The organism is Amycolatopsis balhimycina FH 1894 (genome assembly GCF_000384295.1).
Taxonomy (GTDB): domain Bacteria; phylum Actinomycetota; class Actinomycetes; order Mycobacteriales; family Pseudonocardiaceae; genus Amycolatopsis; species Amycolatopsis balhimycina.
This window is the reverse complement of sequence record NZ_KB913037.1, coordinates 5,579,915-5,606,210: the sequence shown is the minus strand read 5'-3', so window position 1 is coordinate 5,606,210 and position 26,296 is coordinate 5,579,915. Positions and strand designations below refer to the sequence as shown.

General features: G+C 71.2%; 28 protein-coding genes and 1 pseudogene. 14 read left to right on the top strand and 15 right to left on the bottom strand.

The genetic code is table 11. From position 1 onward, the window contains the following. The gene (locus tag A3CE_RS0125305; RefSeq protein WP_026468838.1) at positions 1-642 is read right to left on the bottom strand and encodes a TMEM175 family protein; all 642 of its coding nucleotides are present in this window, start codon (positions 640-642) and stop codon (positions 1-3) included. A gap of 68 nt (positions 643-710) precedes the next feature. Between A3CE_RS0125305 and A3CE_RS0125300 the strand changes: the two genes are divergently transcribed. Then, complete coding sequence (locus tag A3CE_RS0125300) at positions 711-2,159, top strand: nitrosuccinate lyase (protein WP_020642912.1); 1,449 nt, start codon at positions 711-713, stop codon at positions 2,157-2,159. A gap of 247 nt (positions 2,160-2,406) precedes the next feature. Beyond that, a complete protein-coding gene (locus A3CE_RS0125295) occupies positions 2,407-3,411 on the top strand; it encodes an SCO0930 family lipoprotein (RefSeq protein WP_020642911.1) in 1,005 nt (334 codons plus the stop codon). A gap of 8 nt (positions 3,412-3,419) precedes the next feature. On the opposite strand, the gene A3CE_RS0125290 is transcribed toward A3CE_RS0125295, so the two are convergent. Next, on the bottom strand, positions 3,420-4,064 hold the full coding sequence (locus A3CE_RS0125290) for a DUF4383 domain-containing protein (protein WP_020642910.1): 645 nt from the start codon (positions 4,062-4,064) through the stop codon (positions 3,420-3,422). Positions 4,065-4,254: 190 nt separating this feature from the next. On the opposite strand from A3CE_RS0125290, the gene A3CE_RS0125285 reads away from it, so the two are divergent. Further along, positions 4,255-5,136 carry a serine hydrolase gene (locus A3CE_RS0125285; protein ID WP_020642909.1) on the top strand — a complete coding sequence of 294 codons (882 nt, stop codon included), beginning with the start codon at positions 4,255-4,257 and terminating at the stop codon, positions 5,134-5,136. Between the two features lie 4 nt (positions 5,137-5,140). Here the strand turns inward: A3CE_RS0125285 and A3CE_RS0125280 are convergent, their stop codons facing one another. Both A3CE_RS0125280 and A3CE_RS0125275 read right to left on the bottom strand, forming a co-directional pair. Then, positions 5,141-6,349 carry an alpha/beta hydrolase gene (locus A3CE_RS0125280; protein ID WP_020642908.1) on the bottom strand — a complete coding sequence of 403 codons (1,209 nt, stop codon included), beginning with the start codon at positions 6,347-6,349 and terminating at the stop codon, positions 5,141-5,143. 144 nt (positions 6,350-6,493) lie between these two features. Continuing rightward, the gene (locus A3CE_RS0125275; RefSeq protein ID WP_020642907.1) at positions 6,494-7,456 is read right to left on the bottom strand and encodes an alpha/beta hydrolase; all 963 of its coding nucleotides are present in this window, start codon (positions 7,454-7,456) and stop codon (positions 6,494-6,496) included. A gap of 154 nt (positions 7,457-7,610) precedes the next feature. Here A3CE_RS0125275 and A3CE_RS0125270 point away from each other — a divergent pair, with 154 nt between their 5' ends. The 3 genes from A3CE_RS0125270 to A3CE_RS0125260 all read left to right on the top strand — a co-directional run bounded on the left by A3CE_RS0125270 (position 7,611) and on the right by A3CE_RS0125260 (position 9,505). After that, positions 7,611-8,069, top strand: a complete 459-nt coding sequence (locus tag A3CE_RS0125270; protein WP_020642906.1) for a MarR family winged helix-turn-helix transcriptional regulator — start codon at positions 7,611-7,613, stop codon at positions 8,067-8,069. A gap of 36 nt (positions 8,070-8,105) precedes the next feature. Continuing rightward, positions 8,106-8,948, top strand: a complete 843-nt coding sequence (locus A3CE_RS0125265) for an SAM-dependent methyltransferase (protein ID WP_026468837.1) — start codon at positions 8,106-8,108, stop codon at positions 8,946-8,948. Between the two features lie 89 nt (positions 8,949-9,037). Continuing rightward, complete coding sequence (locus A3CE_RS0125260; RefSeq protein WP_020642904.1) at positions 9,038-9,505, top strand: hypothetical protein; 468 nt, start codon at positions 9,038-9,040, stop codon at positions 9,503-9,505. Here the strand turns inward: A3CE_RS0125260 and A3CE_RS0125255 are convergent. Beyond that, the gene (locus tag A3CE_RS0125255) at positions 9,488-10,471 is read right to left on the bottom strand and encodes a patatin-like phospholipase family protein (protein ID WP_020642903.1); all 984 of its coding nucleotides are present in this window, start codon (positions 10,469-10,471) and stop codon (positions 9,488-9,490) included. The genes A3CE_RS0125260 and A3CE_RS0125255 overlap by 18 nt on opposite strands. A gap of 73 nt (positions 10,472-10,544) precedes the next feature. Here A3CE_RS0125255 and A3CE_RS0125250 point away from each other — a divergent pair, with 73 nt between their 5' ends. The 3 genes from A3CE_RS0125250 to A3CE_RS0125240 are packed head-to-tail and all read left to right on the top strand — an operon-like array spanning position 10,545 to position 14,112. Then, entirely contained in the window at positions 10,545-11,099 is a 555-nt protein-coding gene (locus tag A3CE_RS0125250; RefSeq protein ID WP_020642902.1) for a PadR family transcriptional regulator, read from the top strand. Next, the gene (locus tag A3CE_RS0125245) at positions 11,096-13,108 is read left to right on the top strand and encodes an NADPH-dependent 2,4-dienoyl-CoA reductase (protein ID WP_020642901.1); all 2,013 of its coding nucleotides are present in this window, start codon (positions 11,096-11,098) and stop codon (positions 13,106-13,108) included. Before A3CE_RS0125250 ends, A3CE_RS0125245 begins: the two co-directional genes overlap by 4 nt. A 50-nt stretch (positions 13,109-13,158) precedes the next feature. Then, positions 13,159-14,112 carry a prephenate dehydrogenase gene (locus A3CE_RS0125240; protein WP_020642900.1) on the top strand — a complete coding sequence of 318 codons (954 nt, stop codon included), beginning with the start codon at positions 13,159-13,161 and terminating at the stop codon, positions 14,110-14,112. Between the two features lie 65 nt (positions 14,113-14,177). On the opposite strand, the gene A3CE_RS0125235 is transcribed toward A3CE_RS0125240, so the two are convergent. After that, positions 14,178-14,387: an antitoxin gene (locus tag A3CE_RS0125235; RefSeq protein ID WP_020642899.1), complete on the bottom strand. Its 210-nt coding sequence runs from the start codon at positions 14,385-14,387 to the stop codon at positions 14,178-14,180. Positions 14,388-14,410: 23 nt separating this feature from the next. Further along, positions 14,411-16,378 carry an FUSC family protein gene (locus A3CE_RS0125230; protein ID WP_020642898.1) on the bottom strand — a complete coding sequence of 656 codons (1,968 nt, stop codon included), beginning with the start codon at positions 16,376-16,378 and terminating at the stop codon, positions 14,411-14,413. Positions 16,379-16,446: 68 nt separating this feature from the next. Between A3CE_RS0125230 and A3CE_RS0125225 the strand changes: the two genes are divergently transcribed. After that, entirely contained in the window at positions 16,447-16,896 is a 450-nt protein-coding gene (locus A3CE_RS0125225; protein WP_020642897.1) for an SRPBCC family protein, read from the top strand. 111 nt (positions 16,897-17,007) lie between these two features. Further along, a complete protein-coding gene (locus A3CE_RS0125220) occupies positions 17,008-17,781 on the top strand; it encodes a polysaccharide deacetylase family protein (RefSeq protein ID WP_245589586.1) in 774 nt (257 codons plus the stop codon). Here A3CE_RS0125220 and A3CE_RS0125215 read toward each other — a convergent pair. From A3CE_RS0125215 to A3CE_RS0125200, 4 genes and pseudogenes are all read right to left on the bottom strand, one after another. Then, positions 17,778-18,251 (bottom strand): hypothetical protein, encoded by a 474-nt coding sequence (locus tag A3CE_RS0125215; protein ID WP_020642895.1) that lies wholly within the window; start codon positions 18,249-18,251, stop codon positions 17,778-17,780. The genes A3CE_RS0125220 and A3CE_RS0125215 overlap by 4 nt on opposite strands. Next, a pseudogene (locus A3CE_RS51640) lies at positions 18,248-18,852 on the bottom strand (RNA polymerase sigma factor). The gene A3CE_RS0125215 and the pseudogene A3CE_RS51640 overlap by 4 nt, the downstream one beginning before the upstream one ends. 416 nt (positions 18,853-19,268) lie before the next feature. Further along, on the bottom strand, positions 19,269-19,934 hold the full coding sequence (locus A3CE_RS0125205) for an SGNH/GDSL hydrolase family protein (RefSeq protein WP_020642894.1): 666 nt from the start codon (positions 19,932-19,934) through the stop codon (positions 19,269-19,271). A 54-nt stretch (positions 19,935-19,988) separates the two neighbouring features. Continuing rightward, entirely contained in the window at positions 19,989-20,477 is a 489-nt protein-coding gene (locus A3CE_RS0125200; RefSeq protein WP_020642893.1) for a GbsR/MarR family transcriptional regulator, read from the bottom strand. Between the two features lie 93 nt (positions 20,478-20,570). Between A3CE_RS0125200 and A3CE_RS0125195 the strand changes: the two genes are divergently transcribed. Both A3CE_RS0125195 and A3CE_RS0125190 read left to right on the top strand, forming a co-directional pair. Further along, entirely contained in the window at positions 20,571-21,467 is an 897-nt protein-coding gene (locus A3CE_RS0125195; protein WP_020642892.1) for an ABC transporter ATP-binding protein, read from the top strand. Continuing rightward, the gene (locus A3CE_RS0125190) at positions 21,464-23,098 is read left to right on the top strand and encodes an ABC transporter permease (RefSeq protein ID WP_020642891.1); all 1,635 of its coding nucleotides are present in this window, start codon (positions 21,464-21,466) and stop codon (positions 23,096-23,098) included. Before A3CE_RS0125195 ends, A3CE_RS0125190 begins: the two co-directional genes overlap by 4 nt. On the opposite strand, the gene A3CE_RS0125185 is transcribed toward A3CE_RS0125190, so the two are convergent. From A3CE_RS0125185 to A3CE_RS51635, 3 genes are all read right to left on the bottom strand, one after another. After that, positions 23,095-23,571, bottom strand: coding sequence for a hypothetical protein (locus A3CE_RS0125185; protein ID WP_020642890.1), 477 nt, complete (start codon positions 23,569-23,571; stop codon positions 23,095-23,097). The two genes, A3CE_RS0125190 and A3CE_RS0125185, sit on opposite strands and share 4 nt — an antisense overlap. A 39-nt stretch (positions 23,572-23,610) precedes the next feature. After that, complete coding sequence (locus tag A3CE_RS58060; RefSeq protein ID WP_157376792.1) at positions 23,611-23,949, bottom strand: hypothetical protein; 339 nt, start codon at positions 23,947-23,949, stop codon at positions 23,611-23,613. Between the two features lie 138 nt (positions 23,950-24,087). Beyond that, on the bottom strand, positions 24,088-24,672 hold the full coding sequence (locus tag A3CE_RS51635) for a TetR/AcrR family transcriptional regulator (RefSeq protein WP_020642888.1): 585 nt from the start codon (positions 24,670-24,672) through the stop codon (positions 24,088-24,090). 95 nt (positions 24,673-24,767) lie between these two features. Between A3CE_RS51635 and A3CE_RS53620 the strand changes: the two genes are divergently transcribed. Then, positions 24,768-25,541 carry a nuclear transport factor 2 family protein gene (locus A3CE_RS53620; RefSeq protein ID WP_020642887.1) on the top strand — a complete coding sequence of 258 codons (774 nt, stop codon included), beginning with the start codon at positions 24,768-24,770 and terminating at the stop codon, positions 25,539-25,541. Here the strand turns inward: A3CE_RS53620 and A3CE_RS0125165 are convergent. Next, on the bottom strand, positions 25,504-26,292 hold the full coding sequence (locus A3CE_RS0125165) for a metal-dependent hydrolase (protein ID WP_020642886.1): 789 nt from the start codon (positions 26,290-26,292) through the stop codon (positions 25,504-25,506). The genes A3CE_RS53620 and A3CE_RS0125165 overlap by 38 nt on opposite strands. Positions 26,293-26,296: the final 4 nt, after the last annotated feature.

Here is a 26,296-nt window from a genome sequence, read left to right as displayed (position 1 = left end):
TCAGGCGGCCGCCGGACGGCGGCGAAGGCGGACGAGGAGGTTGCCCACGAGCGGAACGACGATCCAGCACGCGAAGGCCCAGTGCGTGAAGAACGCGACCGGGATCGACAGAGCGAAAGCGGTGATCATCGTGCCGATCCCGCGGTAGACCGAGCCGAAGAACTCCGGCGGGGTTTCCGCGCGGTAGAGGTGGTTGCGCTTGATCTGCCAGGCCATGAGGAGGAACAACGTCAACGCGATGACCTGCACGAGTGCGTAGAAGACGAAGCGGAATTCGAACCCGCCGTCTTCGGCGATCACCTTCGTGGCGAACGGCATGATCACCTGCATGAGCAGCCAGCCGAAGGTGAGCCGGATGAGCCCGCGGCGGAGCGTGGCGACGTAGTGGAACAGGCGGTGGTGGGCGCGCCAGTGGCCGCCGATCACGACGAAACTGATCAGGAAGGAGACGTATTCGGACTGGTGATGGCCGAGTGATCGCAGCAGCTCGGCGCTGGTGGCGCCCTCCGGCAGCGGCAGCTCGAGCGCGAGCAGGGTGATCGCGATGGCGACGACGGCGTCCGAGAAGAACACGAGCCGCTCGGCGGCGATTCCCCAGGGCTCCGAGCCGGCGGTGTCCGCACTGGACGTGGCTCTACTCATGGCCGGTGAGCGTGCCAGACCCGGCTGAGTGACCGCCGCCGAGGTGGGGCGCGTGCGATGCTGGCGCCATGACCGTCGACCCCGATTCGGGACTGCTGTCCCCGGTGCGGGCCGGTACGCCGGCCGAGGCGTCGACCGGCGACGAGGCGTGGCTGCGCGCCATGCTCGACGCCGAGGCTGCTCTCGCGAGAGCGCAGGCGCGGCTGGGGACGGTGCCACCGGAGGCCGCTGACGCGATCACGGAGGCCGCGGGCAGCGCGCGGATCGACGTCGTCGAGCTGGCGCGGGGGTCGCGGGCGACCGCGAACCCGGTCGTCGGGCTGGTCAAGGCGCTGACGTCGGCCGTCGGCGCGATCGCGCCCGAGGCCGCCGAGTACGTGCACCGCGGCTCGACCAGCCAGGACATCTTCGACACCGCGATGATGCTGGTCGCCGACCGGACGCTGCGGCCGCTCGCCGCCGACCTCGACGCCACCGCCGAGGCGCTGGCCGGGCTGGCCCGCGCGCACCGGGACACGACCATGGCCGGGCGGACCCTGACCGCGCACGCCGTGCCGACGACGTTCGGGCTCAAGGCCGCGGGCTGGCGACAGCTGGTGCTGGACGCGGCCGTCCGGATCCGGCACGTGCTCGACGGCGGGCTGCCGGTCTCTCTCGGTGGCGCGGCCGGGACGCTGGCGGCGTACGTCGAGTACGCGCGCCTCGCCGGCGACGCGGTCTCCGAGGGCGCAGGTCGCGAGGCCGTCGGCGGCGACTACGCGGAACGGCTGACCGCCGCGTTCGCCGAAGAGACCGGGCTGGCCGCGCCGGTGCTGCCGTGGCACTCGCTGCGGACGCCGGTCGTGGACCTCGCGGGTGCGCTCGCGTTCACTGCCGGTGCGCTGGGGAAGCTGGCCGTCGACGTCGAGACGCTCAGCCGGACCGAGCTGGGCGAGGTCGCCGAGCCGGCCGCCGGGGGGCGGGGTGGTTCCTCGGCGATGCCGCACAAGCGGAACCCGGTGCTCGCGACGTTGATCCGCTCGGCCGCGCTGCAGGTTCCGGTGCTGGCCGCGGGCGTCACGCAGTCGATGCTGGCCGAGGACGAACGCTCGGCCGGGGTGTGGCACGCCGAGTGGCAGCTGATCCGCGAATGCCTCCGGCTGACCGGGGGCGCCGCGCACACCGCGGCCGAGCTGGCGCGCGGGCTCACCGCGCAGCCCGGCCGGATGCGGGAGAACCTGGCGTCGACACACGGGCTGATCGTCTCCGAGCGGCTCTCCGCCGTGCTGGCGCCGCTGCTCGGCAAGGCGACCGCCAAGGAACTGCTGGGCGAGGCGTCCCAGCGCGCGGTACGCGAAGGCCGGCCGCTCCGAGACGTGCTCGACGAGCTGCCGGCCGTCACCGAGGTGCTGACGCCGGCCGCGCTGGACGAGCTGCTGGACCCGGCCGGCTACACCGGTGCGGCGGGTGTCCTGGTCGACCGTGCCCTCGGCAGCCGCGGAGAGCCGAAGCCGGAGCCGGACCGCGCTGCAGAGTGAACCCGTCTGCGGAGCAGCGGCCGGGCACCTCCTCAGCCATCGCGGCGACGAGAAACCGGCGGCAACCGCGCCCGCGGAGAACACCGTCGTCAGCCGCGCTGCTCAGCGACCTCGGTCAGGCCCGGCCCGGCCGACCGCCGAACGCGGCGAAAATTCTTTGAACCGCCTCCGCCGGGGGTCCGTGTAGTGGGTATCAGGCAGCCGCACCGAGCGGCGGGAAACCCAACGGACACAAGGAGATACTTCCATGCTTCGCACTCGCATCGCCGTCTCCGTCGCCGCTGCGGCAGCCGGGCTGGCAGTGCTCACCGCTTGCTCGGGTGTCGAGACTGCTCAGCCGGTTGTCGCTCCTGCGGCGGCCGGGGGCAACGGCGGCGGCCAGGTCGGCAACGGCCAGGTGGGCAACGCCGCACCGGCGTCGAACGAATCCAAACTGATCGTCGCCGACGTCGCGGACGTCGGGCAGGTGCTCACCGACCAGAACGGCATGACCCTCTACCGCTTCGACAAGGACACCGCCAAGCCGCCGAAGTCCAACTGCGACGGTGACTGCGCCAAGGCCTGGCCGCCGATGCTGGCCACCGGCGACGTGCAGGTGCAAGGCGTCGACAAGAGCCTCGTCGGGAAGGTGACGCGCACCGACGGCACCGAGCAGATCACCGTCGGCGGGTGGGCGCTCTACCGCTACGCCAAGGACACCAAGGCCGGTGACGCGACCGGTCAGGGCGTCGGCGGGGCCTGGTACGCGGCCAACGCCAAGGGCGGCAAGTCCGGGCAGGCCGCGGCGACCGGCTCCGAAGCCGGCGCCGTCAAGCTCAGCGCCAGCAACATCGACGGCCTGGGCGCGGCGGTCGTCGACCAGAACGGCATGACGCTCTACCTGTTCACGAAGGACACCAAGAAGAAGGCCTCCGCCTGCAACGGCGACTGCGCCAAGACCTGGCCGCCGGTCCTGTCGAAGGGCAAGGTCGAACTGCAGGGCATCGACTCGAAGCTGCTCGGCAGCATCAAGCGCCAGGACGGCACCGAGCAGGTCACCCTCGGCGGCTGGCCGATCTACAACTTCTCGAAGGACCTGAAGCCGGGCGACGCGAACGGCATGGGCGTCAACGGCACCTGGTTCGTCATCGAGCCCAACGGCTGCAAGGTCGGCACCACTCCCAGCTCCACCGCCAGCCAGGCCCCGGCGGCCAACAGCGGAACTGGGAGCAGCAGCAACGACTCCTCCGGTGGTACCGGCACCACCTACTGAAATCCTTCCTAGTGGGCGAGGCCCGGCGGACGCTCTTCGTGAGCGACCTCCGGGCCTCGCTCCTTGCGGTCACGACGCAGGAACGAGCGGCGGCGCGGTTCGTCGTCGACGCGGTCGGTGCGGTCCCGGTCGGTGCGGTCCCGGTCGATGACGTCGGTGCGCTGCTCGGCGACCGTCGGCTCGTCGACCGTCTCGTCCTCGGGCAGCAGGATGGTGCGACGGGCCGGCAGCACCGCGATCAACAGGCCGAGCGCGGCGACGCCGAGGTGCAGCCAGGTGTCGGCGCGCCCGAGGTCCATCGGGTTGCCGGCGTTGGCGAAGGGGTTGGTCGAGATGAGGCCGTCGATCATCAGGCCCCACACGAACAGCAGGCCGTAACCGATGAACAACAGCCAGCCGAACGCCCGGGCGCGGCCCGAGCCGAAGGCCATCAGCAGGCCGACCACGCCGGTCACGACACGGACCAGGCTCATGAGCGGGTTGCCGGAGAACCTCCAGAACCCGGCGTCGTGGTGACCGGCGAAGTTGCCGAAGCCGGTCCTTGAAAGTCCGATGATGCCGACGACGAGGAACGCGATCCCGGCCAGTCCGGCCAGCACCTGCGCCGGCTGCAGGCCTCGGACCCGGATGCGTGCGCCTTTCGCGTTAACCATGACTCCAGTCCTTCCCAGCGGGTGGTGACGATCGTCACCGCCCTCAGGTACCCCGCGGACACAGGGAGCGAAACGACGCTGCTTGCCCGCACCGCCGCCGCGCGTTCCCTGATCGGGCCGCTGGTGAGACCTATCCCACACGTTCACCCGTTTCGGGGAACGGCAGACCGGTCTCCAGGCAATCCGGATCATGCGCGAGTTGAGCGGCATCTTCCTGGTGGGCCTGTGCCTGGGCGCCATCGGCGCGGTGGTGGTGACGGCGAGCCACGGCACCTCCGCGACACCCCGGCCGGTCGCGGTCGCCGAAGCCGTGACGACCACGCCGGAACCCCCGGCGACGCCGAGCGAAACGCCGAGTGCGACGCCGAGTGCGACGCCGCCCCCGGCGCCCGGGCCCCCGGTCAAGGCCGCGGTGGACGCCGAGGACCTGGACCGGCTGGTGGCCGGCGGCCAGCTCGGCGCCGTGGTGTTCGACCGGCAGCGCGGCGCGGCGACCGTCTCCGTGCACGCGGATCGCGGGTACACCTCGGCGTCACTGGTGAAGCTGCTGATCGCGCTCTCGGCGCTCGAACAGCACGGTCCCGTCGCGCAGGTGCAGCAGATGCTGTCCCGCAGCGACGACGCTCTCGCCAGCCGGTTCTGGACGGACTACGGCGGCCCGTCGATCGTCACGCACTGGGTGACGAAGCTGAAGCTCACCGGGACCCGGCCGCCCGAGGATCCCGGCAAGTGGGGCGACACGCGGATCACGGCGAAGGACGTCGTGCGGATCTACCAGTACGTGCTGGGGCACGCGCCCGGCGCGGTCCTGACGGCGCTGCGGGGCGCGACCGAGCGGGGAGCCGACGGGTTCCGGCAGTACTTCGGGATCCCGGACGCCGCGGGCGGCCGTCCGTGGGCGGTCAAGCAGGGCTGGTCGTGCTGCAATCCGGAACGGACGCTGCACACCTCGGGGGTGGTCGGCGAAGGCGACCGCTACATCGTGGTGGTGCTGACCGAGTTCCCCAGCGAGGTCGGCTACGCGACCGGTTCGAAGCGGGTGACCGATGTCGTCGCGGCGCTGCTCGGCTGACGGGCTACTGGTCGGTGTCGGCGAGCGCCCCGTGCGCGCCGGAGCGGGGCAGCGGCCACGGCAGCACGCCGCCGGTGGTGTCCAGTTGCCGCCCGGTGGGGGCCGGACCCGCCGTGTGCGCGCCGATCCACGCGAGGACGTCCGGGATCTGGGACTTGAAGGTGTTCATGTTGTGCCCGGCGTCCCGGACGCGCCACGACGAAAACTGGATCGGCGGCCGCGCCGCGAGGCGGATCTGGTCGATCGCGTAGCTCTCGTAGTTCTCCTTCTCGCCGGAAATGGCGAGGATCTCCACCGGCGACGGGTGCAGCCGCACGTTGAGCCGGACGTTGTTGGCGTCGTTGATGTCCTGGCGGCCGTGGAAGAGGTCTTCGGTTTCGGCGTCGACCTGGGCCTTGTCGTACCCGCTGATGCTGACCGCCTGCCCGTACCACTGCGGGTGCCGGGTCACGAGGTTCATCGCGCAGTACCCGCCGGACGACCAGCCGGCGATCGTCCAGGCCCGCCGGTTCGGCGCGACGCCCAGCTTCTGCAACGCCCAGTCGCGCAGATCCGCCGTCAGGAAGGTGTCGTTCGCGGTGCCGTTGACCTCGTCGACGCACTCGGTGTCGTGGCCGACCTTGGGCACGCCGGTCGGGTCCGGCACGATCACGACGGTCGGCGGCAGCACGTGCTTGGCGATCGCCGCGTCGAGCTGCTCCGGCATGTGGTAGCCGTTGGTGAAGACCTCGGGGCCGGACGGGTAGTTCGGGATCCACTCGATGGCCGGCAGCCGCAGGTCCTTGAACGTGGCGTCGAAGTACTGCGGCGGCAGGTAGACGGTGACGTCGCGGGTGACCTTGGTGCGCCGCCCGGTCACCTTCATGTGGACGACGGTTCCCTTGCCGTCGCGAGCGTGCACGACGCCGGTGTCCCGCAGCTTTTCGAGGTCCTCGCCGTTCTGGGCGGCTTCGGCGTCGGTGCCCTGCGCGGTGTAGACGCCGGTGCCCAGCAGCGACCCGACCGTCGGGAAGAAGCCGCCGATCATGTTGCCCGCCATGCCGGTGGTGAGCACGAGGAGCACGACGCCGAGCAGGATCGTGGCGCTGCGCCACAGGCGTTTGCGCTTCCACCGGTCCCAGAACCACGGGACCGCGATGATCGCGAGCAGCGTCAGCACGACCATGACGATCATGTTGACCGGCGAATCGAGCCGGATGCTGCTCAGGTGCATGGCAACGGTCCTTCCAGGCGGGCAGAAATGCGCGCCCGGATCACGGGACTCGCGTATATATCACGTTCGAGTAGCCTGCCACGTTGCGGCTCTGTGAGTTCTGTCATAGGGCCGCAACGTGTCCAGGACTCAGCGTTCTCTCAGTTATCCGGCCAGGGCGCGCGACAGCACCGTGACGGCCTGGGTGATCGCGGCCTCGGCGGCGTGGGTTTCGCGGAGGGCGTTGACCATCACGAAGTCGTGGATGACGCCCTGGTACCGGACGGCGGTGACGGGCACGCCGGCCTGACGCAGTTTCGCCGCGTACGCCTCGCCTTCGTCGCGGAGCACGTCGGCTTCGCCGGTGATCACCAGGGCCGGCGGCAGCCCGGCCAGCTCATCGAGCGACGCGCGCAGCGGCGACGCCGTGATTTCCGCGCGCTGGGCGGGATCCGTCGTGTACTGGTCCCAGAACCACTTCATGCCCTCGCGGCCGAGGAAGTAGCCCTCGGCGAACTTCAGGTACGACTCGGTGTCGAAGTTCGCGTCGGTGACCGGGTAGAAGAGCACCTGCTGCCGGAAGGTGACGTCGCCGCGCTGCTTCGCGAGAATGGTCAGCGCCGCGGTCATGTTCCCGCCGACGGAGTCGCCGGCGATCGCGATGCGCGAGGTGTCGAGGCCCTTTTCGGCGCCGTGCTCGGCAACCCACTTCGCGACGGCGTAGTTCTCTTCGATGGCGATCGGGTAGCGCGCCTCGGGCGAGCGGCTGTACTCGGGGAAGACGACGGCCGCGCCGACGCCGGCCGCCAGTTCGCGGACCAGCCGCTCGTGGGTGTGGAAGTCGCCGAACACCCAGCCGGCGCCGTGGATGTAGACGATCACCGGCAGCGGACCGGAAACACCCGCGGGGCGGACTATCCGAGTTTCGACGTCGCCGTCCGGGCCGCCGGGGACGTTCACCACCTCGATCTCGGCGGCGGCCATGGCGACGTCACCGTCCTGGACGCCGTCGACGGCCTTCCGGCCCTCCTCCGGCGGGAGCTGGAACAGGTACGGCGGCTGGTCGGTGGCCTCGGCGAACGCCTGCGCGGCCGGCTCGAGGGCCAGGTTGTGCGGGTTGGCGGTCATGTCGTCCTCCTCGGGTGGAGCAAGCTGATGCCATGAAGTTAGCGCGCAACTGAGTTGTGCACAACTTAGTTGCCTTCAATGAGATCAAGGGCACTTAAGTTGCCGTCCACGCGGGCGTCCGGAATCATGGAGAGTTACGAGACAGGAGGACGCCATGACCGACACCGGCTCACTGCGGCTCGACGACCAGCTCTGCTTCGGCCTGTACTCGGCGTCGCGGGCGGTGACGTCGTTGTACCGGGCCGTCCTGGCGGACCTCGACCTGACCTACCCGCAGTACCTGGTGATGCTGGCGCTCTGGGAGCAGGACGACCGCCTGGTCAAGGAACTCGGCGCCGAGCTGAACCTGGACTCGGGCACGCTGTCGCCTTTGCTCAAACGGCTGGAGAGCACGGGCGTGGTCAAGCGCACCCGGCAGGCCGACGACGAACGCGCGGTCCGGGTCAGCCTCAGCGACGCCGGGAAGGCGTTGCGCGAGAAGGCTGTCGGCGTCCCGGGGGTGATCGGCGAAGCGATGGGCTTGGACGCAGCCGGGCTCGCCCGGATGCGCGGCGAACTGGACCGGTTGACGGGGTCCGTCAACGCCTATCGGGACGCCTTGTCGCCGGCATGATCGCCGCCGTGGCAGCATGGCCGGGAAGGGATGGTCATGATCAACCACGACGACGCGCTCAAGGCCGTCGAAAACAGCCTGGACCGGCCCTCGGCCGCCCGGGTCTACGACTACTTCATCGGCGGCACCACGCATTACGCGATCGACCGCGACTTCGCCGAGAAGGTCCGCGAGCGGCTGCCGCTCATCGGCCAATACTGCCTGACGAGCCGGCAGTTCCTCGGCCGCGCGATCCGCCAGTGCGTGCGCGCGGGGGTGCGGCAGTTCGTCGACATCGGCTCCGGCCTGCCGACCGCGGGCAACGTGCACGAGGTCGCAGATGACACCAGCTCGGAGCTCGACACTCGGGTGCTCTACATCGACAACGAGCCCATCGCGCTCGCGCATTCGACGCTGTTGCTCGCCGACACCGCCGATCCCGAGCGGCACCACGCCATCGCCGCGGACTTCCTGCGGCCGGAGGACCTCTGGGACCGGGTGACCGAGTCGGCCGTCATCGACGTGCGCGAGCCGATCGCGCTGGTGATCAACGCGGTCATGCACTTCGTCAAGGACGAGCAGAACCCGGATCACCTGCTCCGGTACTACCGTGCCCGGCTGGCCCCCGGCTCGCTGCTGGTGCTTTCGCAGATGACCAACGAGAACCCGGTCGACGAAGACGAGCGGCAGGCGCTGCTCGATCTCCTCGAGTACTACGAGACGACGACGAATCCGGCCTTCATGCGTTCGATGGCGGAGTTCGAGCGGTTCTTCGGCGGCTGGCCGATGCTGGAGCCCGGCCTGGTCTACGCGCCGGCTTGGCATCCGGATGATCACACCGTGTTCGCCGGCGCGCCGTCCCAGTCGCGGGTGATCGGCGGCGTCGCGCGCAAGCCTTGATCCACCCGGCTTCCACCCGCGGGTTGACGTCGTGACGCCGTCGAGCGGGCACCGTAGTGATCGGGAGATCACCACGGGAGGGAACGTTCGTGAACAGTTCGGTCAACGTCGTCGCCGGGCTCGCCGTCCTGGCCCTGCTGCTGTGGCGGCAGACGCGGAAGCGCTCGGTGCGGGAGGAGCGCCGGCCGGTCGTCCTGGTGGTTCTGCTGGTGCTCGGCATCCTCCAGCTGAGCACGTACCTCAAGGTCGTTCCCACGTCGGCCTCGGTGATCGCGCTTCTCGCGGCCACGCTCCTGCTCGGCGCGGGCTTCGGCGCGGTCCGGGCGTGGAGCGTCCGGATCTGGCGGGAAGACGGGCAGCTGTGGCGCCAGGGCAACTGGCTCACCGCCGCGTTGTGGCTGGCCGGTTTCGGTGTCCACATCGGACTGGACGCGCTGTTCGACGGTGCCGCGCCCGGCCTCGGCGCGGGGTCGATCCTGTTGTACCTGGCGGTTTCCCTCGGTGTGCAACGGCTGTTCGTGCAGTCGCGGGCCACGCGGCTAGGACGCTTCGCGTAGTCCTTCCAGGAGGCCGAGGACCGCGTTCTTGCCGAGTTCGACGGCTTTGCGCAGGACCTCGGGATCGCGCTCGAGCACCACGACGTCCGGTGCCCCGGCGGGCGGGCGGATGGTCAGGACGCGGGGGTCGGTGGTCAGGAACTCCTCGTCTTCGACGTCCCGCCGGTAGGTGTCGCGCCAGGCGGGGATCGCGCCGGGGGCTTGACGGCGCAGGAACCGCGGTACGAGGACGTCGTGCATCCGGGGCGGCGGCAGGGGTGGTTCGTCGGCGCGGCGGGTGCGCAGCACCAGGACGTCGGTCGCGTCCTGGGCGAGCGCGGTGCGGTACGGGATCGGTTCGGCCACGCCGGCGTCGACGAACCGGCGGCCCGCCATCGGGATCGGTGGGCCGGCCAGCACCGGCATGCAGGACGACGCGGCGAGGGCGATCTTGATCGCGTCGACGTCGGTCAGGAAGGGGTGCAGGTCGGTGGACTCGCCGGTGTCGGCGTCGGTGGCGACCGGGTGGAAGGTGACCGGGTTGGCGAGGATGGCCGGGAAGTCCATCGGTTCCAGCACCGAATAGACCTGGTGGACGAGGTATTCGAGGTCGATCACGGCTCGGCCGCGCAGGGTGTGCAGTGGGTTGATGATCCGGCGCATGACCACGGGGTTCCACCAGGTCCGGACGCCGGTCGACGAGCGGCCGCAGAGCAGCCAGGCGCCGTTCAGCGCGCCGGCCGACGAGCCGTAGACGGCGTCGAAGGCGGGCGTGACGCCGAGTTCGTCGAGGGCGAGGACCATGCCACTGGAGTAGGTGCCGCGGCTGCTGCCGCCCTCGATGGCGAGCGCGAGGCGCCTGCCGTCGGTGCGTTGTCCCGGGACGCTGCCCGCCGCCATCCGTTCGGAGATCAGTTCGAGTACCGGGTGCACCCGCTCCATCCTCGTCTTTTCCGCCGATTCGTCGACCCGTTTTGTGAAGGACACGGCATCCCACCCGCGGGGGTGAAGTGATGCGCGCCTCCTTGTGGTGCAACTGGGTGCATATGAAACTGGGCGCATGGCACTGGAGCACGCGATCCTCGTCTCGCTGTCCGAGCGCGCCGGTTCGGGGTACGAGCTCACGCGCCGCTTCGAGAAGTCGATCGGGCTCTTCTGGAGCGCCACCCACCAGCAGATCTACCGCGTGCTGAAGCGGATGGAAGAGGCCGGCTGGGTCGCCGTCGACGTCGTCGCGCAGTCGGGCCGCCCGGACAAGAAGGTCTACACCGTCGGCGACGCCGGACGCGCCGAGCTGGTCCGCTGGCTCGCCGAACCGGATCCGGGCGCCGGCCCGGTCGAACTGGCGGTGAAGATCCGCGGCGCGACCTTCGGCGACCCGGCGAAGGTCGCCGAGGAGATCGTCCGGCACCGCGCGAAACACGCCGAACGCCTCGACGTCTACCGCCAGATCGAGAAGCGCGACTTCCCCGCGCCGGCGGCCCTGACCGGCCGGCACCTGCACCAGTACCTGGTCCTGCGCGGCGGCATCCGCGTCGAAGAGGGCCAGGTCGAGTGGTTCGACGAAGTACTCAGCGCTATGGATGCCGCCCTCCACCCGAAGGACGCCCGATGAGCCCGTACCCGAACTTGCTGGCCCCGCTCGACCTCGGCTTCACGACGCTGCGCAACCGCGTCCTGATGGGCTCGATGCACACCGGCCTGGAGGACAAGGCCGCGCACTTCCCCGAGCTGGCCGAGTACTACGCCGAACGCGCCCGCGGCGGCGTCGGCCTGATCGTCACCGGCGGGTTCGCCCCGAACCGCACCGGTTGGCTGCTGCCGCTCGCGTCGAAGCTGACGACGTCGGCCGAAGCGCGGCAGCACCGGCAGCTCACCGCGCCGGTGCACGACGCCGGCGGCAAGATCGCGCTGCAGGTCCTGCACGCCGGCCGGTACGCCTACCACCCGCTGAGCGTGTCCGCGTCCAGCATCAAGGCGCCGATCAACCCGTTCCGGCCGCGCGCTCTCACCAATCACGGCGTGCGCCGGCAGATCCGCGCCTTCGCCGACTGCGCCGCTCTCGCGCGCGAAGCGGGCTACGACGGCGTCGAGATCATGGGTTCCGAGGGGTACCTGATCAACCAGTTCCTCGCCGAGCGCACCAACAAGCGCACCGACGCCTGGGGCGGCACGGCCGGGAACCGGCGCCGGTTCGCCGTCGAGATCGTCAAGCGCACGCGGGAAAAGGCCGGCGACGACTTCATCATCATCTACCGGCTCTCGATGCTCGACCTCGTCCCGGGCGGCCAGCGCTGGGAAGACGTCGTCGCGCTGGCCAAGGAGGTCGAGGCGGCCGGTGCCACGATCATCAACACCGGGATCGGCTGGCACGAGGCCCGCGTGCCGACGATCGTGACGTCGGTGCCACGCGCCGCCTTCACCTGGGTGACCGGGAAGCTCAAGCCGCACGTGACCATCCCGGTCGTCACGTCGAACCGGATCAACATGCCGCAGGTCGCCGAGGAAGCCCTGGCCGCCGGCCACGCCGATCTCGTGTCGATGGCGCGGCCGTTCCTCGCCGACCCCGAGTGGATCCGGAAGGCCGAAAGCGGGCGCGAGGACGAGATCAACACCTGCATCGCGTGCAACCAGGCCTGTCTCGACCACGCCTTCAAGCGGAAACTCGTATCCTGCATGGTGAACCCGCGCGCCGGCCACGAAACGACGCTGACGCTCGCGCCGGCCCGGCGGTCGAAGCACATCGCCGTCGTCGGCGCCGGGCCCGCGGGCCTGTCGGCCGCGACCGCGCTGGCCGAACGCGGGCACAGCGTCGAACTGTTCGAAGCCGACGACGAGGTCGGCGGCCAGTTCGGCATCGCGCGGAAGATCCCCGGCAAGGAGGAGTTCGCCGAGACCATCCGCTACTACCGGCGGCGCATCGAGGTGACCGGCGTGAAGCTGCACCTCGGCACCCGCGTGCGGGCGGCCGACCTGACCGGCTTCGACGAGGTCGTGCTCGCCACCGGCGTCGCGCCGCGGGTGCCGTCGCTGCCCGGGATCGACCACCCGAAGGTGCTGTCCTACGTCGATGTCGTCCGGCACGGAAAACCGGTCGGCGAGCGGGTGGCGGTGATCGGGGCCGGCGGCATCGGCGTCGACGTCAGCGAGTTCCTCACGCACGTCGGTTCGCCCACGCTGGACCTCGGCGCGTGGATGGCCGAATGGGGTGTCACGGACCCGGAACAGGCGGCGGGCGGGCTCGCCGAGCCGAAGCCGGAGCCCTCGCCGCGGCAGGTGTACCTGCTGCAGCGCAAGAAGTCCGGGATCGGTTCCGGGCTCGGCAAGACCTCGGGCTGGGTGCACCGGGCCGCCCTCAAGGCCAAGCGCGTCGAGCAGGTTCCCGGCGTCACCTACGAGCGGATCGACGACGACGGCCTGCACATCACCGTCGACGGCGTGCCCCGGCTGCTGGAAGTCGACACGGTCGTCGTCTGCGCCGGTCAGGAACCCGTGCGGGACCTCGCCGACGAGCTGCGGGCAACGGAACTGCCGGTGCACCTGATCGGCGGGGTCGACGTCGCCGCCGAACTCGACGCGAAACGCGCCATCGATCAGGGCACGAGGCTCGCGGCCGCGCTGTAGCACGAGAGGCGTCCGGCACTGGCAGGATGGGGCCCGTGCGAGATGTATGCGTGATCGGGCTCGGGCTGATCGGCGGTTCGCTGCTGCGCGCGGCGGCCGCCAGCGGCCGCACGGCGTTCGGCGCCGCGGTATCCGAAGTGGACGCCGACGCGGCGAGCAGAGCGGGCTACGACGTCACGACGGACGTCGAAGCGGCCCTGCACCGGGCCGCGGCCGAGGACGCCATGGTCGTGCTCGCCGTTCCGCTCCCCGCCGTCGAAGACCTGCTGCGCCTGGTCAACCAGCACGCGTCGCACTGCCTGCTCACCGACGTGACCAGTGTGAAAGCGCCGGTCCTCGACGCCGTCCGCCGTCGTGTGGCGTACACGCGGTACGTCGGCGGGCACCCGATGGCGGGGACGTCGAACTCCGGCTGGCTGGCCGGGGACGCCTCGCTGTTCCAGGGCGCCGCGTGGGTGGTCGGCGTCGAAGAGGACACCGACCTCGAGGCCTGGGCCGAGGTGGCTCACCTGGTGCTGGACACCGGGGCGCACATCGTGCCGCTGCCCGCGGAGTCGCACGACGAGGCCGTCGCCCGGATCTCGCACCTGCCGCACCTGCTCGCCGCGATCCTGGCGACGATCGGCGCCGAGGGCGGCCCGCTGGCCATGTCGCTGGCGGCCGGGTCCTATCGCGACGGCACGCGCGTCGCGGGGTCGAACCCGCACCTCGTGCGCGCGATGACCGAAGGCAACCGGGACGCGCTGCTGCCGATCGTCGACGAGGCACTCGGCCGGCTCGGCGCGGCGCGGGGTTCGCTCGCGTCGACCGGCGGCCTGGCGGCCACGATCAACGCGGGATACGAAGGCGCGCAAGCGCTTGCGGCCAGCCTCGACGTCGAACGCGCGGGCGTCCGGATCAGCCTGTCCGCGCCGGACGCCCGGCAGGGCCTGATCGCCCTGGGCGAGCGCGGCGGCCGGATCACCGCCCTCTCCGACGGCATCGCGACCGGCGAAGTCCAGTAGCAAGTCCGTGAATGGCACATTGAGGGACTCTAAGTCTCTCAATGTGCCATTCACGGACTTGGCGGCTACTGGGCCGGCGGGTTGTCCGGCGTGTCGTCGAACTTGTCGAGGAAGTCCTTGGCCTTCTCGACGCCGCTGTCGATCTGCTCGTCGTGGCCGGCGAACTTGGACTTGGCGAAGCCGGCCGCCTTGTCGAGGCCTTCCTCGATCTTGTCGTTGTGCTCGCGCAGGGCCTCCTCGGCCTTGCCCTTCAACGCCTCGAAGTCGATTCCCATGGGTACATCCAACCGCAGCGGCGTCAGGTGCGCCTGGGGTAGGGCAGGAACCGCCGGACGAGCCGCGGCGGACGGCGTTCCGTCAGGTCGGGGCCGCGGACGGCGTCGAACGCCGACTCCAGCTGGTCGACCACGCCGGCCAGCCGCGGCGCGTCCGGCAGGTGCATCGACCGCGGCTCGCGCTGTTCGCGGACGGCCGACGCGAGTTCCCCCAGCGCGGCCGTGAGCAGCTCGATGTCACCCGGGTCCGGTGGCGGCACGCCCCGCCCGATCGTCACGCCGACCTCGGTGACGGCGTCCGCCACCCGCTCCTGCGCCGCGATCACCGGCCACCACGCCACGGCCTGGCGGCCGTTCGCGGACGGCTCGACGACGACCTGCTGGAACGCCGTCCGCAGGTCGGCCAGCGCCCGGTAGGCGCCACGGCGGGCCCGTGACCGTGCCAGCCGGGCCTCCCCCGACGACGCCTCGACCAGCGCGTGCGACACGTACTTCGCGACGGCGTCCAGCCCGTCGGCCAGCCGCCCGCCGACCTGCGGCCGTCTGCTGCCCGGCCAGAGCAGGTAGCCGAAGACCAGGACGATCACGCAGCCCAGCGCGGTGTCGACCAGCCGCGCGAGCACCACGGACCAGTTGCCGGTGTGGGCCAGGCCCATCTGCAGGATGATCAACGGCGTCACGAAGGCGCTCTGGACGCCGTAGTTGCGCACCTTCCCGACCGCGATGCCTCCGGCGAAGACCGCGCTCAGCACCACCAGCACCCAGCCCTGCGCGCCCAGGGCGAGCACGGCGGCGCCGATCCCGACGCCGATGACCGTGCCGATCCCGCGCAGCACCGCACGGCCGAAGACCGAGCCGAAGTCGGGCTTGAGCACGATGCCGACGGTCAGGGTGATCCAGTACGACCGCTCGAACGGCACGAGCAGGCCGACGACCTCGGCGATCGCCACGCACAGCGTCAGCCGCAGCGCGGCGACCCAGGTCAGCGGGCCGGACGCGAGCGAACCCGCCCACTCCCGCAGCCGCCGGAGCCAGGGTGTCGGCGCGCGGCGCTTGCGGTCGTCGCCCTTGCCGATCCGGACCAGGCCCGCGTAGAGCGCGGTGAGCACCGGGTCGGGATCGCCGGGCGGCACCGGCGGCGGTTCCGGCAGCGGCTGGCCGGCCAGCACCGACGCCGACAACGCGGCGAAGTGGTCGATGACCGGCTGGGGCGCGTGGCGGCCGGCGTTGACCATCGCCACCGACGCCTCGACCGCGGGTGTCGTGGCCGAGAGCAGGTTGAGCAGGTGCCGGTAGGCGGCGTCGCGGCCGGACAGCCACGAGCGCGCGGTGAGCAGCTGGTCGTAGGCGGTGTTCATCGCCGTGGTCAGCCGGTGGCGGGCCACCCGGGAGACGGCTTCGTCGGTCGCCGAGAGCATCGCGGCCAGCTCGACGTAGACGTGCGCGACGGCGGTGCGTTCGGGGCTGGTCGCCCGGAAGGTCCAGCTGGCGAGCGCGACCAGGAAGCTCCAGGCCGCGCCGAGGCAGAAGCAGCCGAACAGGATTTCGACGCGCACGCCGGTCGCGTGCTGCCCGGTGGCGAGCACGCAGAACACCAGCATCTGCAGCCCGGCGACGGAGGCGTTGCTGCCGGCCGCGCTGACCAGCGCGGAGACCGCGGCGACCAGGATCACCGCGGGCACGGACAGCGCGGGGCTGCCGCCGGTGAGCAGCCCGACGAGGTAACCGGCGGTCGCGGCCAGCGTCGCGCCGCCCAGCCTGCGGGCGCGGTAGCGGTAGGGCCCGGCCGATTCGGACAGCACGGCGGGGAGCGCGCCGGTCGAGATGAGCGCGCCGACGGCGATGTCCCCCGCCGCGTAGGCCACCGCGAGCGGCACCGTCAGCGCGACGACGGCGCGGGCGACCATGTTCCACGGCACCGGCACCGGCTTGCTGCGGAGCAGCTGGACGAGCCAGTGCGGCGCGGCGAGGTCGGGACGCGGCGTGCTCACCCCCTCATCTTGACCTACGCTGCGCGAGACGATTAATTATCGGCCTGTCAACAAAGCGGGAGGTTCCGGTGGGCCGCAGGTACTCCTTCGAGGTCAACCGCACGAGCACCGCGCCGCCGGAGGCTCTGTTCGCACTCGAAGCGGACGGCCCGCGCTGGGCGGAGTGGGGAAAGCCACTGATCGTGCAGGCCCGCTGGGCGCGCCGGGGCGACGGGGAGCCGGACGGCGTCGGCGCGGTCCGCGAAGTCGGCATGTGGCCGGTGCTCATCCGCGAGGAGACGCTCGAGTACGAACCCGGCCGCAAGCACGTCTACACGTTCGCCGGCCCCAAGCCCCTCAAGGACTACCGCGCCGAGGTGCTCTTCACGCCCACCGACGGCGGTGGGACGCACCTGCGGTGGACCGGGTCGTTCACCGAGCCGGTCCGGGGCAGCGGGCCCGCGCTGGCCGCCGGGCTGAAGGCCGTGATCCGCCTGTTCTCGGCCAAGCTGGTCAAGGCGGCCGAAACCGGGCGCTGACCTGGGTGCGCCGGGCCACACCAAGATCCCCGGCGCAACGTTTCCCCTCTTTCGCACGTCACTCTTTCGGGTGGTCTTCGGGACCTCCCGCAAGAAGGGGGAACGCGAGAGATGAGACGTGTGGTAGCGATCGTGGCCGCGGCCGCGCTAACGCTCACAGCCTGTTCGGCGCACGAGCCGGACCGGCAGGAGGTCGCCACCAGCCAGCCCAACCCCGCACCCGGCAGCGGTCCCGGCCCCGGGCCCGGCGTGGCGGCGGGGCCGTACCCCTTCGGCTCGGTGCAGCAGAAGGCCCCCGCGGTGGCCAACGGCGAGGTCCCGCTCGTCCGCCGGATCACCACCGACAAGCCGTACGTCTTCCTCACCATGGACGACGGCGCCGTGCCGGACCCCGACGCGCTGAAGCTGATGCAGCAGAACGCGACCCACCCGGTGCTGTTCCTGAACCAGAAGTACGTGAAGGGCCACGAGGCCTACTTCAAGCAGATCCTCGACGCCACCGGCGCGACGCTCGGCGACCACACCGTCAACCACCCGAACCTCAAGGGCAAGCCGCTGGAATTCCAGCGCAAGGAGATCTGCGACGACGCCGACGACTTCCAGAAGGGACTCGGCGTGCGGCCGTCGATCTTCCGGCCGCCGTTCGGCAACTACGACCAGAACACGCTGCGCGCGGCGGCCGCCTGCGGGATGCGCGTCGCCGTGCTGTGGACGGCCGCGGTCAACGACGGCGTCGTCCAGTTCCAGTCCGGCGACAAGCTCAAGCCCGGCGACATCGTGCTGATGCACTTCCGCAAGACCTTCAAAGAGGACTACACGGCGTTCGTCGAGCGGGCCAAGAAGGACGGGCTCACACCCGTCCCCCTGGCCGACTTCCTGGGTTAAAGCACGACCGTCGGCGTCACGATGGTCCGGCGGCACGACACGTCACCCAGGTGCACGAGGATCTGCGTCGTCCCGCGCGGCACGTTGTCGAGCACGAACCGGCCGCCTTCGTCGGCGGTCGTGGACGTCGTGCCGTGCTCGGCGACGCGCACCTCGACGCCGTACTGGCCGGCCGGCACGAGCCAGCCGTCGATGCGGTGCAGCTTGCCGATCTTGGTCAGGTTGATCATCACCGTCAGGTCGCTGACGGTGAAGGTGATCGTGCCGGTGCCGCCGCCGCGGACCCCGGCGAGGTCGTCCATCCGCTCCCACCGGGCGACCTCGACGTCGAGGTCTTCGAGGGCGAGCGCGAACTGGACCCGCTGCACCAGGTCACCCGGTGGCGGGTCCAGTTCGTCGATGAAGCGGCCGATGCCGGCCAGGATCATTTCGTCGGAGAAGGCCTCTCCAGGCGCCCCGAGGTCGTTCATCGGCTTCCCCCTTCACTGGCGAGCAGATCTCGCATCTGGTCGAGGCAGCGCCCCCTGGTCGGCCCGACACTGCCGCGCCGCATGTGCAGCGCCTCGGCGACGAGCTGGTACTCCGCGCGGCCCGCGAGCACGGTCAGCCGGAGCAGATCCTGACAGCGGTGGGGCAGCCGGACGAAGGCGCGCCAAACCCGGCGGTCGCGGTCGGCGCGGACGGCTTCGTCTTCGGGAGCCGGTTGGGTACTCGGCATGGCCTCGGCGACTTCGTCGCTCAGCGGCACGGGCTGCATGCGGCGGCCGAACGGGTGCGTGGCCTCGCGGCGGGTGGTGGTGATGAGCCACGCGGCGAGGGCCTTGGGGTCGCGGAGCTTCCCGGCTGGCTGAACAGGGCGAGCCAGACGGTCTGGACGACGTCTTCGGCCACCGAGCGGTCGAGCCCGTTGCCCCGGGCGACGTGCCAGACGAGCGGGGTCAGTTCTTCGACGAGGCGGGCCATCGCCCGGCGATCGCCCTCCTGGGCGGCCTGCATGCACGCGGCGTGCAGCTCGGCGCCGGTCAGGCCCTCCCACGGCGGGTCTACCTCTGTGGTTTGCACGTCGGTCACCGTATCTGCCCCTCTTCGGATGGTTCTTCGAGTCGGCAATGGCAGTATCGCGGGTCCTTCGGGGGGAAGGAGCGTGCAGGTGGATCTCGGATACATCAAGTCACTTACTTCGTAGGTGGCGCACAACCGGTCAATGTCGGCAACGGGAGGTACCGGCCGGCGCATGCACCCGCACCGGCCGGTACTCCCCTCCCTCAAGGGGCCCGCTCCCCAGCGGACCCCGCCGGGCGTCCCCTCCCCCGAAGGGCACCCGGCCGACGGTGTCCGGCAGCCCCCTCGGCTCCCGGCCACCGCGTTTTTCTCCGAACGCGACACCCCCTGTCGTGTCCTTCGTGCTTGGCTGCTCCACAGGACGCAATGGGGTGACGGCCAGATACACGAATCCCCGGTTTTTTTCGAAGATCCACGGAGAGCGGCTAACTGATCACCGGGAGTGCGAGGGTGCGCGCCCAACGCGCGTAACCGGCCGGCCCCGGGTGGAAGCGGTCGGCGGCGAAGGCCGCGGGGTCGAGCAGCTCCGGGTCCATCGGCACGTGGGTGACGCCGGGGAGCCTGCCGAGGGCGGCGGCCGCCCGGTCGAGCGCCGCCGACCGCGCGGACAGGACGTCACGCAGCGGCCTGGGCAGCGCCGGGAACCGGGACATCGGCGGCACCCCGGCCAGCAGGACGTCCACCCGGCCGAGCCGCCGCCACAGGTCGAGCACCAGGCGCAGGAGGTCGCGGCGGTAGGCCGCGGCCGTGCGGAGCTCGATGGTGTCGTTGACGCCGAGGGCGATCACCACCAGATCGGCCGGGCGGACGAGCGGGACCAGCTCGGCGCACGTCACTCTGGCGTTGGCGCCGGTGCGGCCGACCGCCTGCCAGCGCACGGCCCGGCCGTCGCGGGCCAGCTCACGGGCGAGGCAGCCGGTGAGCGCTTCCCCGTGGTCGGCCGCGCCGACACCGTCCACGGTGGACTCGCCGAGCACCGCCAGCCGGAAGGGCTCGCCGTCGCCCGGCACGAGTCCTTCGGTGGGGCCGGCGGCGCCGGGCAGCCGCGGAGTCTTGCGTTTGACGTACAGAGCTTGAGCCAGGAGCACCATGGCTTGAAGTTAGCCGCGGGCGATCGAAACCTTCGCCCTGATCAGCGTGGGGCTTTAGGCGTTCTTCTCCTCGCGGAGCTTGTGCCAGCGCTCGTACATGTTGTTGAGCTCCTCCAGCATGAAGGACAGGAAGTCCCGCATCTCGGCGAGCCGCTTCCCGGCGGGGGTGTCCTCGCCGAGGGCGTCGATGCCGTTCTCGGCCGCGTCGCGCCACATGATGATCATGCGGTCGCGCTTCATGAAGGTCGCGTACCAGAGGTCGTCGTAGAGGCGGTAGTGGTCGCGGCGCTCGCCGGGCTCGCGCTCCTTGGCGACCAGGCCGATCTGCTCGAGGTAGCGCACGGCACCGGAGACGGCGGCCGGGCTGACCGACAGCTGGGAGGCCAGGTCGGCGGCGGTCAGCCGACCCTCGTCGGTGGTCATCAGCGCGGCGAACACCCGCGCGGACATGCGTTGCATCCCGATCTGCGAGAGCACGAGCCCGAGGCTCTCGACGTACCGGCGGACGGCGTCTTCATCTCGCTTCGTGTCAGGCGTCGTCATCGGCCCATCCTCCCGTACCCGTCCCCCAAGATCACTCAATCTAGACATTTTCTTAACTTCACAACTTCGTGAAGCGAGTGTAGCTTCCGAAGCATGGAAAACGCCATTTCGGTCATCGACCTGCACAAGTCGTTCGGCCGGACCAAGGCCCTCGACGGCCTGGACCTGCAGGTACCCGCTGGGGAGGTGCACGGCTTCCTCGGGCCCAACGGCGCCGGGAAGTCGACCACCGTCCGGGTCCTGCTCGGCCTGCTCCACGCGGACTCGGGAGACGTCCGGCTGCTCGGCGGCGACCCCTGGAAGGACGCCGCGAGCCTGCACCGCCGCCTGGCCTACGTGCCCGGCGACGTCAACCTCTGGCCCAACCTCTCCGGCGGCGAGGTGATCGACCTGCTCGGCCGCCTGCGCGGCGGGCTCGACGAGAAGCGCCGCGCCGACCTCATCGAGCGGTTCGATCTCGACCCGAAGAAGAAGGGGCGGACGTACTCGAAGGGCAACCGGCAGAAGGTCGCCATCGTCGCCGCGCTCGCTTCGCGCGTCGACCTGCTGATCCTCGACGAGCCGACGTCCGGTCTCGACCCGCTGATGGAGGCGACGTTCCAGTACGCCATCCAGGAGGACCGCGAGCAGGGGCGCACGGTGCTGCTCTCCAGCCACATCCTCGCCGAGGTCGAGGCGCTGTGCGACAAGGTCAGCATCATCCGCAACGGCCGCACGGTCGAGTCGGGCACGCTGGCCGAGCTGCGCCACCTGACCCGGACGTCGATCACCGCCGAACTCGCCGGGCCACCGAACGGGCTGGCGACGCTGGCCGACATCCACGACCTCAAGGTCGAGGGCAACCGCGTCCGCTTCGACGTCGAGACGCGCTCGCTCGACGAAGCCCTCCGGCAGCTGACCGAGGTCGGCGTGCGGAGCCTGGTCAGCCAGCCGCCGACGCTGGAAGAGCTGTTCCTGCGGCACTACACGGCCGAAGCGAGCGCGAAATGACCGCCACGCTCGAACGCCCGGCCGCGGTGGCGCCGGCCCACGAACTGGCCGGCACCTGGCACCTCACCCGGCTCGCGCTGCGCCGCGACCGCGTGGTCCTGCCGATCTGGATCGTGCTGCTCAGCGTCGTCCCGGCGAGCACGGTCAACACGTTCACGCAGTTCTACCCGACCGTCGCCGACCGGCTGGCGCTGCAGGCGGGCGCGAACGCCAACCCGTCCTACGCGCTGCTCTACGGGCCGCCGTTCGACCTCACCACCGCGGGCGGGTTCATCGCCTGGCGCATGGCCGGGTTCCTCGCGCTGCTCACCGGGCTGATGGTCGTCTTCACCGTCACCCGGCACACCCGCGCCGAGGAGGACACCGGCCGCGCGGAGCTGCTCGCGTCCGCGGTCGTCGGCCGGTACGCGGCGCTGACGGCGTCGCTGCTGGTGGCCGGGGGCGCGAGCGTGCTCATCGGCCTGCTCCAGGCGGGCACCATGATCGGGGCCGGCCTGCCCGCGGCGGGCTCGTTCGCCTTCGGCGCGGCGGAAGCCTTGGCGGGTCTGGTCTTCACCGCCGTCGCCGCGGTCGCCGTCCAGCTCGCGGAGTACTCCCGCACCGCCAACGGGATCGGCGCCGCCGTCGTCGGCGCCGCCTTCCTGGTGCGCGGCGCCGGAGACTCCACTGTGGACGCTCGCTGGCTGTCGTGGCTGTCGCCGATCGGCTGGGTCCAGCAGGTCCGGGCGTTCGCCGTCGAACGCTGGTGGGTGCTCCTGCTGCCGGTGGTCTTCGCGCTGGTCGCCGGCGCGGCCGGGTACTGGCTGCTCCCCCGCCGGGACGTCGGCGTCGGCATCCTGCCGCCGTCGCCGGGCCCGGCGACGGCGGCGCCGGGGCTGCGGTCGCCGTTCGCGCTCGCCTGGCGGCTGCACCGCGGCCCGCTCCTCGGCTGGACGATCGGGACGGCCGTGGTCGGCGCGGTGTTCGGCTCGATCGCCAGCGGCATCGGCGACCTCGTCGGCTCGAGCCCGCAGGCGCAGCAGATCTTCGAGCGGCTCGGCGGCAGCCACGCGCTGACCCAGGCGTTCCTCGCCGCGATGGCCGGGATGTTCGCCATGGTCGCGTCGCTGTACGGGATCCAGGCCGCCCTGCGGATGCGCGGCGAAGAGACCGCGATCCGGCTCGAACCGGTGCTGGCCACGAGCGTCGGCAGGCTGCGCTGGGCGGGCAGCCACCTCGTGTTCGCCTTCTTCGGCACGGCGGCGCTGCTGCTGGTCGGCGGGCTGTTCATGGGCCTGGCCAACGGGTTGCGCACCGGCGACGTCGGCGGCTCGATCGGCGACACGCTCGCCGGGATGGCGGTCCAGCTGCCCGCGGCCTGGGTGGTGGTCGCGCTGGCCGTGACGATCTTCGGGCTGCTGCCGGGCTTTTCGGCCGCGGCGTGGGCGGTCGGCTCGCTCGCGCTGCTGCTCAGCCTGTTCGGCCCGGTCCTGGACCTGCCGCAGGCGGTGCTGGACGTCTCGCCGTTCCAGCACCCGCCGAAGCTGCCCGGCCAGGAGTTCGCCGCCACCCCGCTGGTGTGGCTGACGGCGATCGCGGTCGTCGCCCTGGCCGCCGGCCTGCTGGGCTGGCGACGCCGGGACGTCGGTTAACCCGCTCGCAGCTCGCGGTCGGGACCGACCAGCAGCTGCGCCTGCGGCCCCACCTTCCCGCAGGCGGAGCCGTGCGGCTCGCTGTAGGCCGGAGTGATGTCGGCGGTGTGCGGCCTGCCGTCGTCGAACCGGACCGTGACCCGGACCGGTTCGGCGGGCAGGCCGGGCACCTCGGCGAACCCGCGGAGGCCGCCGGTCGGCACCATCGACGCGGCGCAGGCACTGTCCGGGCCTCCGGTGCAGGGCGACGCGACCGCGGTCGTGTCGGGCGTGAGGACGACCTCGCGCGTCACGCACTGCCCCCGCCAGCACGCATCGAGCGTCGCGCGGGAAATGCCCGCGGGCGTGGGAATCTTCAGGCTGATGCCGGTGACGTAGCCGATCGCCGGGCAGGCGACCTCCGGCCCGGCCCCGGGCCCGGCACAGCCCGCCGTGACGGCCGCGGCGAGGGCGATCCAAGGAATGCAGCGCATACCGGGCAGACGGGACCCGCGCCCGGTTGGTTGCACCGCTCAGTCACGCCATCCGCTGGTCAACGGCAACGGGACGGTCGTCGAGGTCGGCGTGGCCGAGGTCGGCGACGTCGGCGGCGCCACGGTGACCTCGACGAAGCTGGTGGTGGTCGTCGGCGGCGAGGTCTCGACCGAGGTGACGGTGGACGGCGGCACGGACGTGGTCATCGTGACGGGCACGGCGGAAACGGTCCTGGTCGGCGGCTCGGTGGGGCCGGTCGTGTCGGCGGGGTGCGGCGTGGCGCGCCCGGCGACGAGCAGCGCGGCCACCAGCAGCCCGGTGGCGAACCCCGCCAGCCCGGTGACCGCGGCGGAGCCCCAAGTAGGTCGGCCACTCATCCGGGCACCCCCTCGCCACGCCCAGCGCAAGTACGAGGAATAACTCGGCCTGATCTTACTTCTTGTTACCCGATGTGTGACATGAGTCTAGGTGACTCAACTTTCTTGCGCCGCGGTCGCTCACGTGCCAGCTTGGGCTCATGGCGTGTCCGCCGCCGCGGAAGCCGCGCGACCTGGGTCGGCTCCGGCCGGCCGAAGCCCGTCGACGACCACGCGGACCAGGTGCCGGCTCCCCGGCGAGTACCGCTCGACGGCGAGGCAGCCGACGATGAGCGCCCGCAGGTCGTCGCCGTCGATGTCCGGCCGGACGGCGCCGGCGGCCTGGGCGCGGCCGAGCAGTTCCGCCAGCGCGGTGTGGAACTCGTCGCCCGCGCCGGCCTTGAAGGTGTGCCCGCCGGACTCGGCGAGGGCGTCGCAGATGGCCCGGTTGAGTGACGCCTGCTTGATGACGCGGACGAAGTAGCCGAAGAACACCTCACCGGCATCCCCGGCGGTGGCGAGTTCGCGGGCCTCCGTGGCGAACTGCTGGATGCGTTCGAGGACGACGGCCTGGAAGAGCGCTTCCTTGCTGGGAAAGTGCCGGTAGACGGTGCCGGCCCCGACGCCCGCCAGCCGCGCGATGTCGTCGAGCGGCACAGCCAGCCCGTCGACGGCGAACGCCTCCTCGGCGGCGGCCAGCACCTTCGCCCGGTTGCGCCGCGCGTCGGCGCGCATCTTCTCCATCACGTCTCCTCGTTGACAACCGGAACGCAGGCTCCGTATCGTCGTAAGCGGGTCCATCGTTCCGATTCAACACTCAGTCTGACAGGGGAATTCCGATGACACACACCGTGTCCGAAATCGCCGAGCTCGTCCGTCGCGGAATGTCGTCGCTGGACACCGCTCCGTTCGCGGACCTCTTCGCCGCCGAAGCGGTGTTCGAGATGCCGTTCACCGGCCTGCGGATCGAAGGCCGGGAAGCGATCCAGCGGGCTCTCGAGGGAGGCGGGGCCCGGGCAAGAGCCGCGGGCCTGACGAAAGCGCAGGTCACGATCACCCTGACGGACTCGGGGTTCGTGGTGGAGCTGGTGGTCTCGGGTCCGGGATTCGAGTTGCCGTCCTCGGTGGGGATCCTGACGGTCTCGGACGGCGAGATCACGTCCTACCGCGACTACCCGAACGCGTCGGCGGCTTCGTGGTTCACGCGTTCGGTGTTCGACCGGTTCCTCGCCGCCTCGGTGGAAAACCGCTGGGACGACCTCGCCGACCTCTACGCCGAAGACGTGACCATCGAGATGCCCTTCACGCTCCCCGGCGTGCCCCGGGAGACGAAAGGCCGCGAAGAACTGCGTCGCCGGTTCAGCGCGGCCGGGCAGGTGCGGCGCCTGGTCAAGGCCGAGAACGTCGTCGTCCACGAGACCAGCGACCCGGCGGTGCTGGTGGCCGAACTCGACCTCCACGGCGAAGTCGGCGGCTCGCCGTTCGTGTCTTCGTACGTCATGGTGATGACGATCCGGGACGGACTGATCGCGCACTCGCGGGACTACACCGACACCGCCGCCGCGGCGGAACGGCTCAAGGCGTTGTCGCCCGCTGGCTCGTCGGCGGGATGAACAAGCGCTGGAACGTGTCCACTGTGTACGTCCACACCCCCGGCACCAGCAGCACCCCGAGCAGCGCGAACACCGGGAAGATCAGCCGCTTCTCGACCTTCTTGCCGGTCCGGAACCGCAGCACGCGAGGCGGCCGGATCTCGTACCACGTCTCGCCCGCGATCGGGATCGGGAAGAGGAACGGGCAGCCGGCTTCGGTCAGCGCGTCACCCAGGCAGTGGGTCAGGCACCCCGCCGCGACGGCGATCCCGAGCCAGCCCGAAATGGACGCCAGCTCACCCGCTCGGTCGGGTGGCGCGGTGAAGAACCACCACGCCACGGCCGCGCCGCTCACCGGCAGCAGCCAGTCGCCCAGTGCGCCTTCCGCCAGCATCAGGCCGAAGATCACGACGCCGACGACGGCCCACGGGCCGCCTTGGGTGGTACCCCAGGACGTCAGCACGCCCAGGCCGGCCGCGAACAGGACGGTGTGGGAGAGGTGGCGGTGCTTGCCGGTGACGTTCTCGTCGCGCGGACCCTTCGTCAGCGCGTAGAACCCCGCCGAGACCCGGCGCAGCAACCAGGACAACGCCCCGGTCAGCCAGCCGAGGAGACGGGACGCGCTGGCGCCGGGGTGGTCGAGGTCGGGCAGCAGGGCGAACCCCGCCGTCGTCGCCGCGAAGACCACCGCCTGGTGCACCGAACCCGCCCCGACCACGGGCGCCAGGGCCAGGCCCGCACACCAGCCGGTCAGGGCATGCGTCCGCCCCATCATC

What these genes read in the sequence shown, in the direction of transcription:
- A3CE_RS0125275 (WP_020642907.1), bottom strand. Translation starts at nt 7,456, where the DNA reads ATGACCGCCAACCCGCACAACCTGGCCCTCGAGCCGGCCGCGCAGGCG.
- A3CE_RS0125265 (WP_026468837.1), top strand. Translation starts at nt 8,106, where the DNA reads ATGATCAACCACGACGACGCGCTCAAGGCCGTCGAAAACAGCCTGGAC.
- A3CE_RS0125215 (WP_020642895.1), bottom strand. Translation starts at nt 18,251, where the DNA reads ATGAACGACCTCGGGGCGCCTGGAGAGGCCTTCTCCGACGAAATGATC.
- A3CE_RS0125250 (WP_020642902.1), top strand. Translation starts at nt 10,545, where the DNA reads ATGGCACTGGAGCACGCGATCCTCGTCTCGCTGTCCGAGCGCGCCGGT.
- A3CE_RS0125295 (WP_020642911.1), top strand. Translation starts at nt 2,407, where the DNA reads ATGCTTCGCACTCGCATCGCCGTCTCCGTCGCCGCTGCGGCAGCCGGG.
- A3CE_RS0125290 (WP_020642910.1), bottom strand. Translation starts at nt 4,064, where the DNA reads ATGGTTAACGCGAAAGGCGCACGCATCCGGGTCCGAGGCCTGCAGCCG.
- A3CE_RS0125200 (WP_020642893.1), bottom strand. Translation starts at nt 20,477, where the DNA reads ATGACGACGCCTGACACGAAGCGAGATGAAGACGCCGTCCGCCGGTAC.
- A3CE_RS0125220 (WP_245589586.1), top strand. Translation starts at nt 17,008, where the DNA reads ATGAGACGTGTGGTAGCGATCGTGGCCGCGGCCGCGCTAACGCTCACA.
- A3CE_RS0125190 (WP_020642891.1), top strand. Translation starts at nt 21,464, where the DNA reads ATGACCGCCACGCTCGAACGCCCGGCCGCGGTGGCGCCGGCCCACGAA.
- A3CE_RS0125300 (WP_020642912.1), top strand. Translation starts at nt 711, where the DNA reads ATGACCGTCGACCCCGATTCGGGACTGCTGTCCCCGGTGCGGGCCGGT.
- A3CE_RS0125195 (WP_020642892.1), top strand. Translation starts at nt 20,571, where the DNA reads ATGGAAAACGCCATTTCGGTCATCGACCTGCACAAGTCGTTCGGCCGG.
- A3CE_RS51635 (WP_020642888.1), bottom strand. Translation starts at nt 24,672, where the DNA reads ATGGAGAAGATGCGCGCCGACGCGCGGCGCAACCGGGCGAAGGTGCTG.
- A3CE_RS0125235 (WP_020642899.1), bottom strand. Translation starts at nt 14,387, where the DNA reads ATGGGAATCGACTTCGAGGCGTTGAAGGGCAAGGCCGAGGAGGCCCTG.
- A3CE_RS0125245 (WP_020642901.1), top strand. Translation starts at nt 11,096, where the DNA reads ATGAGCCCGTACCCGAACTTGCTGGCCCCGCTCGACCTCGGCTTCACG.
- A3CE_RS0125285 (WP_020642909.1), top strand. Translation starts at nt 4,255, where the DNA reads ATGCGCGAGTTGAGCGGCATCTTCCTGGTGGGCCTGTGCCTGGGCGCC.
- A3CE_RS0125185 (WP_020642890.1), bottom strand. Translation starts at nt 23,571, where the DNA reads ATGCGCTGCATTCCTTGGATCGCCCTCGCCGCGGCCGTCACGGCGGGC.
- A3CE_RS0125305 (WP_026468838.1), bottom strand. Translation starts at nt 642, where the DNA reads ATGAGTAGAGCCACGTCCAGTGCGGACACCGCCGGCTCGGAGCCCTGG.
- A3CE_RS58060 (WP_157376792.1), bottom strand. Translation starts at nt 23,949, where the DNA reads ATGAGTGGCCGACCTACTTGGGGCTCCGCCGCGGTCACCGGGCTGGCG.
- A3CE_RS53620 (WP_020642887.1), top strand. Translation starts at nt 24,768, where the DNA reads ATGACACACACCGTGTCCGAAATCGCCGAGCTCGTCCGTCGCGGAATG.
- A3CE_RS0125205 (WP_020642894.1), bottom strand. Translation starts at nt 19,934, where the DNA reads ATGGTGCTCCTGGCTCAAGCTCTGTACGTCAAACGCAAGACTCCGCGG.
- A3CE_RS0125270 (WP_020642906.1), top strand. Translation starts at nt 7,611, where the DNA reads ATGACCGACACCGGCTCACTGCGGCTCGACGACCAGCTCTGCTTCGGC.
- A3CE_RS0125165 (WP_020642886.1), bottom strand. Translation starts at nt 26,292, where the DNA reads ATGGGGCGGACGCATGCCCTGACCGGCTGGTGTGCGGGCCTGGCCCTG.
- A3CE_RS0125280 (WP_020642908.1), bottom strand. Translation starts at nt 6,349, where the DNA reads ATGCACCTGAGCAGCATCCGGCTCGATTCGCCGGTCAACATGATCGTC.